Below are 11739 nucleotides of genomic sequence, written 5' to 3'. Positions count from 1 at the left end.
AGTCCGCCGGGGATTGAAATCCCCGTCTCATAGCAGAAGTCGGTTAAAACCGACTGAAACATTAAATTCAATTCTCAGCCATCTTCAAATTCAATTCTCAACTCTCTTGAGTCCTCTTTCAGAGGACTTGCGCTATGAGACAGGGAATTCATTCCCTGTCGGACTCTGGGACTCAACTATTCTTATTGCATTGGATTTTGGGAATTTTGGGATTGTATATTGGGTTCTCGAATTCACCCGCAGTCCTAGGAGTGAATCAATTCCCCGTCTCATAGCAGAAGTCGGTTTTAACCGACTAAAACATTAAATTCAATTCTCAGCTATCTTCAGTCCTCTTTCAGAGGACTTGCGCTATGAGACAGGGAATTCATTCCCTGTCGGAATGTCGGACTCTGCGACTCAACGAGGGGCGAGTTTTGTAATTTATTTTAGTTTTACTCTTGACATTGACATTAATGTCAAGGTTTAGGCTACAGGAGTCATTCTACCAAATCAAATTTCCCCCATGACTTCCAATTCCCTCCCCCTTTCTCGCCTCTGGCGCCTCGCCGAAGAACATCCAGATGCTGTGACTGCCGCCCTGTGCGGAATTCTAGTAATTTTGGGTTCGCTAGCCCTGCAATTCGGCTGGCTGGGCGTAGCCGTGTTAATCTTACCCGCAGCTTATGTTATCGGCGGCTATTCCAGTACCCGCGAAGGCTTAACTACGCTTTTTCAAGAACGCGAATTAGATGTAGATTTGTTAATGATTGTCGCTGCTTTGGGCGCGGCCGGTTTGGGGCTGTGGCGGCAAGAATATCATTTAATTGTTGACGGTGCGGTGTTGATTTTAATCTTTGCAATTAGCGGCGCGCTGGAAGGTTATGCTATGCAGCGGACTGAACGCAGTATCCGCAGTTTGATGAGTTTGACTGCGGATACTGCTAGGGTGGTAATGTACGGCGGGGAACGGGAAGTTGCGATCGACAAATTGGAAATTGGCGATTGCATTTTAGTCAAGCCCGGAGAAATCATCCCCACAGATGCGATAATTATTGAAGGCTACAGTGCGATCGATCAAGCCTCGATTACCGGCGAATCGATGCCCGTGGAGAAAACCAGCGGCGATGAAGTCTATGCAGGTACAATTAACGGTGTCGGCGCGCTGAAAATCGAAGTTCATAAAACTCCAGAAAGCAGCTTGATTCAGCGAGTGATTCGGCTGGTTCAAGAAGCGCAAACAGCAGCGCCGCCTTCTCAAATGTTTGTGGAAAAATTCGAGCGCGGATATGCCAAATTAATTGTCGGTTTAGGCTTGCTTCTGGCAACTTTGCCGCCCTTTGTTTTGGGCTGGAATTGGGAAGAGACAATCTACCGGGCGCTGATTTTCCTAGTAGTCGCCTCCCCCTGCGCGCTGATGGCTTCGATTATGCCCGCGCTGCTTTCGGGAATTGCTAACGGGGCGAGACAGGGGATTTTGTTTAAAAGTGGCGCGCAATTAGAGATGATTGGTAAAGTCAGGGCGATCGCCTTTGACAAAACCGGAACTCTCACCACGGGAAAACCTGAAGTTATCCAAATTGTACCAGCAGCCGGATATACTGAAACAGAAGTTCTGCAATTTGCCGCTGCCCTAGAAGCTCATTCCGAACACGCGATCGCCTCTTCAATTGTCAGCGCCGCCCAGCAGCAACAGTTACAATTGTCAACCGCTACCGATGTACAAGCAAAAATCGGTCAAGGAATTGTCGGCAAAGTCAACAATCAAATCATTGCCATTGGTAAAGCCGAATTTGTCGAAGCAACTTCCGAATTGACTCAAATCAGCCAGCAGTTGCAAGCAGAGGGTAAAACAGTTGTTTGGGTGGCAAAAGGCGAGGAAGTTTTAGGAATCATTGCAGTAGCAGATACCATCCGCCCCGAAGCAGCAGCAACGGTAAAACGCTTGCAAAAATTAGGCGTAGAACATATAATAATGCTCACCGGCGACAACGAGCAAACAGCTCAACACATCGCCCGTCAATTAGACATCCATGAAGTGTATGCCGAACTTTTGCCAGAAGACAAAGTGCAGGCAATTAAACAACTACAAACCCAGTATCAAACTGTAGCAATGGTGGGAGACGGCATCAACGACGCCCCCGCCCTCGCTCAAGCTTCCGTGGGCATTGCGATGGGGATTTCTGGTAGCGATGTTGCTTTAGAAACTGCTGATATAGTATTGATGGCAGATAAGTTAGAGCAACTAGCTAAAGCAATTAGTTTGGGCCGCCGCGCTCAAAAAGTTGTCAAACAAAACATTGTTTTTGCACTCAGTTGCATTGTGCTGTTATTGGCGGCTAATTTTTTCGGAAATATCACCATGCCTTTCGGCGTCATCGGTCACGAAGGCTCTACAGTAATAGTAACCTTAAGCGGTTTGCGGTTGCTGAGAAATTAGACACGAAAAACCGCTAAAATCGAGGCAGAGCAAGAGTGAAATGCGTTCCCAGGCAGAGTTCATTGGTGACAATTTAACGTTAAACTAACCGTATCTCTTGTTTATATCGAAGCCTAGATCCCCCCTAACCCCCCTTAACAAGGGGGGGACAAGATTCTTCTCAAAGTCAACCCCTACTCCCCTTCTTAAGGGGGATTTAGGGGGATCGAGACTCAACTACAAGCGACATTATTATGAGTTTTAGTCTTAAGCTGTTACCAATGGGCACAGCCTGGGAACGAGAATCCGATTTGCCTTCATCTGCGGTTAAAAATTCAAAATATTAAGAAAAAATACAATTGTGTTTTTGTTACTCAAAATACGTTAGCGTCAGAAGTATAGAATCATACCTAAATCAGAAATTGCTCGAAACTGCAATAAAAATTAACCTAGAAAAAGTCTAGAAAATGGTATAGAACAGATTGCACCAAGAGCAATGGAAAACAAGTTTTCTGTTGGAGGCAATATGAACCACAAAGTCATTGGGGCCACGCGGAACGTTGCAATTGTTGGCCCTTATTTAAGCGGTAAAACCGCACTGCTGGAAAGTTTGCTGTCGGTGACAGGGACAATTACCCGCAAAGGAAACGTCAAAGATGGCAACACAATAGGTGATAGTTCGCCGGAAGCGCGCGATCGCAAAATGAGCGTAGAAGTCAACACCGCCACCGCCGAATACGAAGGCGTCCGCTTCACATTTCTCGACTGTCCGGGCTCGGTAGAATTTGCCCAAGAAACTTACAATGCGCTGATTGGTGTGGATGCGGCGATAATTGTTTGCGAACCCGTTGCCGATCGCACTTTAACCCTCGCACCGCTGTTTAAATTCCTCGATGATTGGGAAATTCCCCACTTAGTTTTCATCAACAAGATCGATCGAGCTTACACAGACGAAACCACTTGTGGCACCAACTTCACCAACGTGCTCGACGCGCTCAAATCCGTTTCCAGTAGACCGATCGTACCTCACCAATATCCGATCGGCAAAAACGAACAAATCATCGGTTTTATCGACTTAGTAACCGAACAAGCTTACCACTATCACCCCGGCGCACCCGCAGATCCCGTCCCGCTTCCAGAACACCTCAAAACACAAGAAAGCGCAGCGCGACAGGAAATGCTCGAAGAATTGGCGAATTTTGACGACCATTTACTCGAAGAATTGCTCGAAGAAATCAATCCCGACGCCGAAGAAATTACCCGCGATTTAAAGATGGAATTAGGCGCAGATTTAATTGTGCCAGTATTCATCGGCATCGCCGAACAAGATTTCGGCGTGCGGCCTCTGCTGGAAGCTTTGCTGAGGGAAGCGCCGACACCCGAAACTACAGCCGATCGCCGTGGCATTATACAAAGTGACAACAAAGTTCTGGCTCAAATCCTCAAAACCTATTACACGCCCCAGGGAGGCAAACTATCGTTAGTGAGAATGTGGCGGGGGACGCTGGCAGACGGAGCAAATTTGAACGGCGTTCGAGTTAACGGTTTGTACCGCTTGACCGGCCAGCAAACGCAAAGTTTGCAATCCGTCAGCGCCGGGGAAATTGTCGCTGTGGGAAGGCTAGAAGGCTTGAGAACAGGCGATGTGTTAGGCTCGGACGAACTATTGCCAAAAGCCGAAATCATCTCCCCTGTCTACGCACTGGCGATCGTCCCAGAAAAGCGCAACGATGAAGTTAAGCTGAGCTCCGCTTTAGCTAAATTGCTAGAAGAAGACCCATCTTTAGTCTGGGAACAGCACGGCGACACTCACGAAATTATACTTTGGGGTCAAGGCGAAATCCATCTGAAAGTAGCATTAGACAGGTTGCGCCGCAAGTATAATTTGCCGATGGTAACTCACTTACCCCAAGTGCCGTACAAAGAAACCATCCGCAAACCTGCATCTTCCATCCACGGGCGCTACAAACACCAAAGCGGCGGACACGGACAGTTTGGCGACGTGTACCTCGATATTACACCGCAGCCTCGCGGAGAAGGTTTCACGTTTACCGACAAAATAGTCGGCGGCGTCGTCCCAAAACAGTACATTCCCGGCGTGGAAGTGGGAGTGCGCGAGTATTTGGATCGTGGCCCGCTGGGTTTCCCCGTGGTAGACGTAGCGGTGACGCTGACGAACGGTTCCTATCATTCCGTTGACAGTTCCGAACAAGCTTTCAAGCAAGCGGCGCGTTTGGCGATGCAGGAGGGAATGGCGAAGTGCGAACCGGCATTGCTGGAGCCGATCGCCAAAGTTGAAATTTGCGCTCCGAACGAGTGTACATCAAAGGTGTTGCAGTTGGTCAGCGGACACCGCGGCCAAATTCTCGGCTACGAAGGTAAAAAAGGCTGGAAGGGATGGGATGCAGTTTCTGCTTATTTGCCGATCGCAGAAATGCAGAATTTGATCGTAGAATTGCGATCGCAGACAATGGGAGTCGGATTTTTTAATTGGGAGTTCGATCGATTGCAAGAAGTGCCGGAACCTTTAGCTAAGCGGGTTTTGCTAACGACTAACGGAAATGGGAATGGCAACGGTAAAAGTTAGGTAATTGTCTTAAAAAACCCGGTTTCTCGCACAGTAGGATATAACTGCTGTTCTTCAAGAAACCGGGTTTTTGTAGGAGTTGCAATTACAATTCATTGGGGTCGATTCCCATTTCTCGGAGTCTTGATTCTAAAGCTTGCGATCGCGATCGTTCTTGTTCCAGCAAAGTTTCTGCCTCAGTAGCCCGTTGCTGTGCATTCTGAGCCTGTTCCTCTGCTTCCTGTGCCCGTGCTTGGGCCTGCTGCCGCAGTTGAGCGAGTTCCACAAAACTCACAAACGGTTCTCCCGACGGCCCGAACATTTCGAGTCCGGTTTCAGACAATCCAAACCGCACCCCCAGTCTGGGACTAATCCAACCGTCCATTTGTTCGATCGTCTCTAACTCTTCCTCAATCCGCTGCCATCCTGTCAATTCTAATGTTTGCGGGTCGAATAAATAGTATTCTTCTACACCGTAACGTTCGTAAAATTTAAACTTTTGAATCATCGGAGTGAGGCGATTTCCCGGCGACAAAATTTCAAACACAACTTGTGGCCCAATATTATCTTCATTCCACTGTTTATAGGAACCGCGATAACCTTTTGGTCTACCAAAAACTACCATCACATCTGGTGCTTGGCAAAGTTTATTATTTCCTTCCACGGGATACCAAAGCAAGTCGCCGGCCACGAAAACATTCGGGTCATTCGCAAATAATAGTTCGGAATTTTCCTTAATCCAAACGATTAATCGGAATTGCTCAGTATTATCTGACATTGGTTCGCCGTTGTCGTCGGGATAGATAATATTTGATTTGTCGGGAGATTGCAGTTGTGTAACCATGCTGTTTTCCCAAATTTGATGGTGACTTTAAATCGTGTCTGGTTATATAAATATCATAAGGACTCGGCGGTTGAAACCAGGTCTTGTCAAACGAAGTCTGCCTCCGCAGACTAACAGATCCACTTGTTACCAGGCTCTGCCTGGTAACGCAGATCCGGAGGCTCTGCCTCCAATTTTCCTCCACAATCGAGCGAGGCAGAGCCTCTAGACATCGGTTCCCCGGCAGAGCGGGGGAACCCGGGAATGTGGAAACGGCCGGAGAGCCCGTTCCTAAATTGCAGCTTAAATCCCCTACAACTTAACCACTAAAAAGAAATAATCAAGTAACCATTCAGGAATTTAGCACCAGTAACAGATTTCCCAGTTAGCGCCGGAGGCAACAAAATATTACGCCGCTGATCGCCGGCTTCGATCGTCACTTCCGGCCCGGATTGAATCAATTTAATTTCTTTCTTGTCAAACCCCGGTAAAAACAAACTAACTTGACGCTGTGCAATGTTTATGTTAATCGGTTTAGGAGCTTTTGCGGCCTCCGAAAAATCTGGCAAAGCATCAATTAGCGGCTGCCAGTTATTGTCACTGTGCGCCGGAACCGAAACAGCCGTCAAAGGATCAAAATCGCCAGTAATAGTTTCTGTAACCGATACTTGATTGACAATGACACCGCCCACAGTCAAACCAACTTGTTGAGAACTTCCCCAAAGATAGCGGGCAGTTGCGATCGCACTTGCATCTCCAGTAGTAACCAAATAAGCCGCCGTGCGGTTTGGATCGGCCAGCGCTTCCTTACCCTTATCCAAAAGATTATCGACTTGCTTAGTAGATTGAAAAGCATTGTCTCCCGACAAATCCACAGTCAACACCGTGCTGACAACCGGTTGAATAAAAGGTGAAAGCGCTTTTCCCAAATCCGAATCTACCAAAGCTTGACGGAAGCGGCGGATGTACCAACTCAGAATTTCCGGCATTCCCAGCATCCGCAGCGTATCCATGCCGCCATTGCCGTCATAAACGATCACATCATATTGTTTGCTGTCCTCGTATTCCCGAAGTTCGTTCAACGCCAGCGCGCTGTCCATTCCCGGTAACACTCCTAATTCTTGACCGTAAATCTGCTTGAAAAACGGAGTGCGGACATATTGAGCTTCTAGTTGTTTAACTTCGTCCCACCTGCGTTCTAGCAGCGGCGCGCTTTGCACCTGAACTGCTTTGAGGTTGGGGGCGATTTCCTGGGGGGTGAGAGTCAGGGGAACCCCTAGCAGAATGCCCAATGCAGGGCCCGGATCTTGGCCGAGCAGCAGAACTCGCTTGCCTTGAGCCGCGTATTTTTTAGCTGTTGCGATCGCGATCGTGCTGCGGCCAGTGCCGCCTTTGCCCAAAAATGTCAAAATCAAAGCCATTTTCTGTTCTCACTGCCAAAGCTTACTCTTTAACATTTAAGCGCAACCTTCAGCCAGAGTGGGGGAGGGGGGAGAGTGGAGGAAGAGGAGAGTGGGATAGTGGGATAGTGGGAGAGGGGAAGAATTGGGAAAATTTTTCCTCTTCCTTCTTCCTTCTTCCTTCTTCCTTCTTCCTTCTACATCTGTTAAACGGGTTCTAGCTCATCTTCAAAGAACCAAGTCGCAAAACCGTCAAACTTGACAACCACGCCTACTCCGCTACCGTCAACCATTCTGAATCCGTCAACAGTGCCTACTGGATTCTCCTTTATCTTGCCCACCATATTTGCAGGTATCCGATCTCTGAGACGGCGCACCTTAACTCTCTGACCTACTTCTATTGCCACTGAAATTGTTCTCCTGCTCTATATAACCTATATACAACCGTCCATTTTACAGTTTGGCGTCTACTTCTCAACAGCCACACCAGCAGGCGATCGCTCCCTATGATTTTCCTTCGAAATTTCCACCAACTTTCCCTAAAAGACGGTATTCTAGTCGGAGTTGGTCGATCGTCTACCCTGACTCGCTTGGGTTTGCTTCATAATGTTTCACAGCGGCAAGCTCCACTGTCAGAGGCTGTTCACCACTTAGATAATTATTTTTTATCGCTTCGCAAAAACCATCTTTTTATTAATTGTCACAACTACAGGATTTCTCCCCAATTAGTCATCCTTCCGGCAGAAGCCAAAAGGCATCCACAAGCAGTAATTAATTTTATGTTTGCTATATATAAATCTCCCCTCTCTCACGTTGAAAACGGCTAAAGTTGATGCTGCAAAGCACTTTGAGTAGGGTTGGGTAATTTTCCCGAAGCTCATATTTTAGTAAAGTGCCATGTTGTAACAGTTTACTAAAATATGAACATAATTTTTTTTTTAATGCTAAACTTTCAGGCTGATAAAGTTTATTTTTACTGCTGTGTTACGGCATAAAAAATGGAACGATTTCCGGATGTATGCCGTCTGATAGAGGAAAGGAAGTCGAGGAACTTCAATATGACAAAATTGAAATTATGAATAAAATGTTTACGTGTGGGCGATCGACCAAAATTCCGCTCCTAAGTTTGTCCTTGGCTGTGCTGGCGAGTCTGTCGCCCTTTCGTGGGACGATCGCCAGTCCGCTCTCTCCATCCCCCAAACAGCCGTCTAACGCTACTAAAATTGTCTCACTCGCTCGACCGCCAGCATTGGCAATCGCCTCAAAATCTCCAACAAATCCGGCAACCGTGGCGGCGAATCCATCCCCAGCAGACACGATAAACGCCCAGGGAACAGCGGCCGGGCGATCGCTCGAAATAGAAGAAATTCGGGGTACAGTCAGCTTTAAAGGCCGGCCAGCGGCTGTGGGCGATCGGCTACTCGCCCCCGGAGACGAAATCATCACCGGCCCCGATTCCACAGCCCGTTTAGGCATTGACAACAACATCGGCGTCGTGGAAGTTGCCGAAAAAACCGCAGTCAGAATATCCAATTTGTCAAGCAGTGCAGGTGGCGAAAAAGACACAGCCATTTTTGTCAGCAGGGGGCGAGTCAGGTTGTCGATCGGCAAAACTGCTGCGACAACTCCCGCAGCCAACTCCTCAACAATTATCCCGCCGAACCAAATAGTCGCCCTCAATACCTTCAGCGGACTTGGCAAATCCAGTCAAATTGCCCAACAAAAAAAATCTGCCAGAACCGCCCCAGTCAGGGTTGAAACCCCAGAAGGCGTTGCCGGAGTCCGGGGCACATCCTTTGGCGTCAGCGTCGGTGGCGACAAAACCGCAGTCGAAACTATTGAAGGTGCAGTCGTAGTATCCGGCAGCGCCGACTCAGAAGTAGTTGTCAACGGCGGCAACTCCACGACAATTTTCCCTCAAACCTCGCCCGTAGCGCCCTCAGCCAGGCCTCGCCTAGCTAAACTCAAAGTCCGCAGTTTGTTGAGAGTCAGCGGCAATATCTATCGCCTCAGCGGTCAAATTAACCCGATCGACACAGTTTATGTCCACAACGAAGAAATTAAGATCGATCGAAAGGGCAACTTCAAAGTCCAAGGAATTTTACCTCCAAGTCGCCGCCTCAAAATCGTAGTGCGAGGCCCGTCAGTCACAGAAAGGCATTACAGCTTCGCAGTTCGCTAAACAACCTATCGTCGCGAGTAATGTACGCGGGCCGTCTCTGAGGACGTGAGTTATATCCTAAGTCCTATCTGGGTTGATTATTTTGTGTAGGTGCGAAGCATTTTGCGGTGAATCTCGGTAGTCAAAATAAATAAATTTTGCCCCACCCTTCGCCCTTGCGGTATTGTAAAACTTCATGACAGAAAGCATCCAGGATACCCGCCACGTGATTCATTCCGAAAGCAGACTCAGGACCCAGAAATAAAAAACCTGTATCCGATGAAACTTGCCGAACGTATTTATCCGTGGGGTCGCCTCTAAAATCTAAAATCTAAAATCTAAAATCGATTGACTCCCACTCGTCTCGAAGTTCGGACTCGAATGTCAATTTTTGCGTCAAATTAATTGCATGAAGTTCAAAGAATGGATTGATCATCTCAAACAAAATCAACTGATCGGCCTCCGGCAATATATAAGCACAAATCCTCCCTGGATGACAGGGGCAGTAGTAGGTATAATGTCTGTAGCCATGCTGCAATTTGGAATATGGAAACCCCTTGAATATTTGGGATACAAAATGCTATTTCAAATTCGAGAATCTGGAATTTTGCCAAATCCTGGATGGGATTCGAGAATTGCGGTAATTGCGATCGAACCGCATTCCTTGCAGGAATACGGTCAATTTCCTTGGCCTCGCAACCGCTACGCCCAACTGCTAGAAGCACTGAAAAAATCTCCCCCTACAGCAGTGGGTTTTGACATTCTTTTCCTCGATCCAAGTCCGAAAGATGATATTTTAGCCGCTGCGATCGCCGCCAACGGCAAAGTTGTACTCGCTAGAACCCTTAAAGAAGAACCCGTAGCATCTTTAAAAGCAGCCGCCGCAGGTGTCGGCCACATCGGCCAGGAACCCGATAGCGACGGTATTAGCCGCGAGTCAAAAATCTTTCTCAACGGGATTCCTAATTTCGGTTTAGCAATGACTCACAGGTACAATGCTGCTAATCCCCAAAATCCAGTATTGATCCCACAATCCAAAAATAAACAGGACAAAAAAGTCTGGGTTAACTGGCCGGGAAAAACTAAAAATCTACCTACCTATGCTTTTGTGGATGTCGTAGAATGTAGAATTCCTCCAGATGCTCTGACTAATAAGTTAGTTTTAGTGGGCATAGTTGCTACTGGTTTAGACCCGATATCTTCACCTCTCGATAAGACTACGGCTGGGGTTTATTTATATGCAGCGTTGGTTGACAATTTGCTCAATCAACGCTTGCTGCAGCGGCTGCCGATACTCCTAGAAATTTTGTTATTGTTGGGGATTGGCCCCCTTACCGCTTTGGTTCTGGGCAACCGAGGTGTTAAAGAGAGAATTGCGATCGCTCTCGGTTTGCCTATAATTTGGATTGGGGCTGGTGCATTGTTATTTGGCTTCTTTTTTTGGTGGGTTCCGATTGCCGCACCTATCGGCACCCTCATTTTATCGGGCACTGCTTTGCAACTGCGGGAACAGTACGAAAAGCAGCAGTTGATGAGGTTATTTGAAAAGCACGTCGCTCCGGAGACAGCTCAGCTTATTTGGGAACGCAAAGCGGAGATATTTGAACAGGGAGAACTCGAACCTCAAGAACTTACAGCAACGGTGCTGTTTATGGATATTCGTAGTTTTACTTCCATTTCAGAAAAAATGCCGCCGCGAGATTTACTCACCTGGTTGAACAATTATTTGGAAGCGATGACTAACTGTATTATGGATCACGGCGGCGTTGTAGATAAATACATCGGTGATGCAATTATGGCCGTTTTTGGAGTGCCTTTTTGTCATACCGAATATCGAGAAATTCAACAAGATGCTTTGAATGCAGTTGCGGCTTGTATTGCGATGCACGAACGGCTGCACCAACTTAATCAGCAGCTTAGAAGTGAACACAAACCTTTAATTAAGTTTGGCATCGGTTTGCATACCGGACAGTTAGTTGCTGGTAGCGTGGGCGGTTCCCGGCGTTTGAATTATTCTGTGATTGGCGATGCTGTCAACGTTGCTGCTAGATTGGAGGCGATGAATAAGGAAATTGTTTCTGACAGTCCTTTTAATTTGTTGGTGACGGCGAGGACTTTTGCTTATGTGCGCGATCGCTACGAAGGCCAAAAAGTAGGCTCGATTCAATTGCGAGGCAAAAAAGAAGAGACTGTGGTTTATGCTATTTTGGGCGAAAAGCATTAGTTATCGGGCATGGGGCATGGGGCATTAGTTGTGATATTATGTCCCATTAATTAGGCCCAATTACTTCATACTGGGGAATTAAAATATTGGTTGTAGATACTGTCTTGACCTGTCAAGGGGTAGCAGTCAAATAATTGGGGTCGAAAGGCTTTTGGGACTTTAAAATC

At 47.3% G+C, this 11739-nt stretch carries 9 protein-coding genes; 6 read left to right on the top strand and 3 right to left on the bottom strand.

Going from position 1 to position 11739, the window contains the following annotated elements:
• From QUB08_RS13350 to QUB08_RS13340, 3 genes are all read left to right on the top strand, one after another.
• Nucleotides 1-307: hypothetical protein (locus QUB08_RS13350; RefSeq protein WP_333225157.1), on the top strand; the 307-nt coding region annotated here is incomplete at its 5' end.
• Nucleotides 308-505: 198 nt separating this feature from the next.
• Complete coding sequence (locus QUB08_RS13345; RefSeq protein ID WP_333225156.1) at nucleotides 506-2419, top strand: heavy metal translocating P-type ATPase; 1914 nt, start codon at nucleotides 506-508, stop codon at nucleotides 2417-2419.
• Nucleotides 2420-2924: 505 nt separating this feature from the next.
• Nucleotides 2925-4985 carry an elongation factor G gene (locus tag QUB08_RS13340; protein ID WP_333225155.1) on the top strand — a complete coding sequence of 687 codons (2061 nt, stop codon included), beginning with the start codon at nucleotides 2925-2927 and terminating at the stop codon, nucleotides 4983-4985.
• A gap of 85 nt (nucleotides 4986-5070) precedes the next feature.
• On the opposite strand, the gene QUB08_RS13335 is transcribed toward QUB08_RS13340, so the two are convergent.
• The 3 genes from QUB08_RS13335 to petP form a co-directional block, all read right to left on the bottom strand.
• Nucleotides 5071-5808: a Uma2 family endonuclease gene (locus tag QUB08_RS13335; protein ID WP_333225154.1), complete on the bottom strand. Its 738-nt coding sequence runs from the start codon at nucleotides 5806-5808 to the stop codon at nucleotides 5071-5073.
• A 305-nt stretch (nucleotides 5809-6113) separates the two neighbouring features.
• Complete coding sequence (locus QUB08_RS13330) at nucleotides 6114-7208, bottom strand: Get3/ArsA fold putative tail anchor-mediating ATPase NosAFP (RefSeq protein WP_333225153.1); 1095 nt, start codon at nucleotides 7206-7208, stop codon at nucleotides 6114-6116.
• A 185-nt stretch (nucleotides 7209-7393) separates the two neighbouring features.
• The gene (gene petP / locus QUB08_RS13325; RefSeq protein WP_333054278.1) at nucleotides 7394-7594 is read right to left on the bottom strand and encodes a cytochrome b6f subunit PetP; all 201 of its coding nucleotides are present in this window, start codon (nucleotides 7592-7594) and stop codon (nucleotides 7394-7396) included.
• A 99-nt stretch (nucleotides 7595-7693) separates the two neighbouring features.
• Here petP and QUB08_RS13320 point away from each other — a divergent pair, with 99 nt between their 5' ends.
• From QUB08_RS13320 to QUB08_RS13310, 3 genes are all read left to right on the top strand, one after another.
• Nucleotides 7694-8014 carry a hypothetical protein gene (locus QUB08_RS13320; protein ID WP_333225152.1) on the top strand — a complete coding sequence of 107 codons (321 nt, stop codon included), beginning with the start codon at nucleotides 7694-7696 and terminating at the stop codon, nucleotides 8012-8014.
• Between the two features lie 191 nt (nucleotides 8015-8205).
• On the top strand, nucleotides 8206-9369 hold the full coding sequence (locus QUB08_RS13315; RefSeq protein WP_333225151.1) for a FecR family protein: 1164 nt from the start codon (nucleotides 8206-8208) through the stop codon (nucleotides 9367-9369).
• A gap of 388 nt (nucleotides 9370-9757) precedes the next feature.
• Complete coding sequence (locus QUB08_RS13310; RefSeq protein WP_333225150.1) at nucleotides 9758-11572, top strand: adenylate/guanylate cyclase domain-containing protein; 1815 nt, start codon at nucleotides 9758-9760, stop codon at nucleotides 11570-11572.
• Nucleotides 11573-11739: the final 167 nt, after the last annotated feature.

Origin of the sequence: Microcoleus sp. BR0-C5, assembly GCF_036705045.1 — a bacterium.
Lineage (GTDB): Bacteria > Cyanobacteriota > Cyanobacteriia > Cyanobacteriales > Microcoleaceae > Microcoleus.
The sequence above is the reverse complement of the archived record's forward strand: the minus strand, read 5'-3'. Positions and strand labels throughout refer to the sequence as shown.

Coding starts and splice junctions, on each gene's coding strand:
- QUB08_RS13345 (WP_333225156.1), top strand. CDS start 506: ATGACTTCCAATTCCCTCCCCCTTTCTCGCCTCTGGCGCCTCGCCGAA.
- QUB08_RS13340 (WP_333225155.1), top strand. CDS start 2,925: ATGAACCACAAAGTCATTGGGGCCACGCGGAACGTTGCAATTGTTGGC.
- QUB08_RS13335 (WP_333225154.1), bottom strand. CDS start 5,808: ATGGTTACACAACTGCAATCTCCCGACAAATCAAATATTATCTATCCC.
- QUB08_RS13330 (WP_333225153.1), bottom strand. CDS start 7,208: ATGGCTTTGATTTTGACATTTTTGGGCAAAGGCGGCACTGGCCGCAGC.
- QUB08_RS13320 (WP_333225152.1), top strand. CDS start 7,694: ATGATTTTCCTTCGAAATTTCCACCAACTTTCCCTAAAAGACGGTATT.
- QUB08_RS13315 (WP_333225151.1), top strand. CDS start 8,206: ATGCCGTCTGATAGAGGAAAGGAAGTCGAGGAACTTCAATATGACAAA.
- QUB08_RS13310 (WP_333225150.1), top strand. CDS start 9,758: ATGAAGTTCAAAGAATGGATTGATCATCTCAAACAAAATCAACTGATC.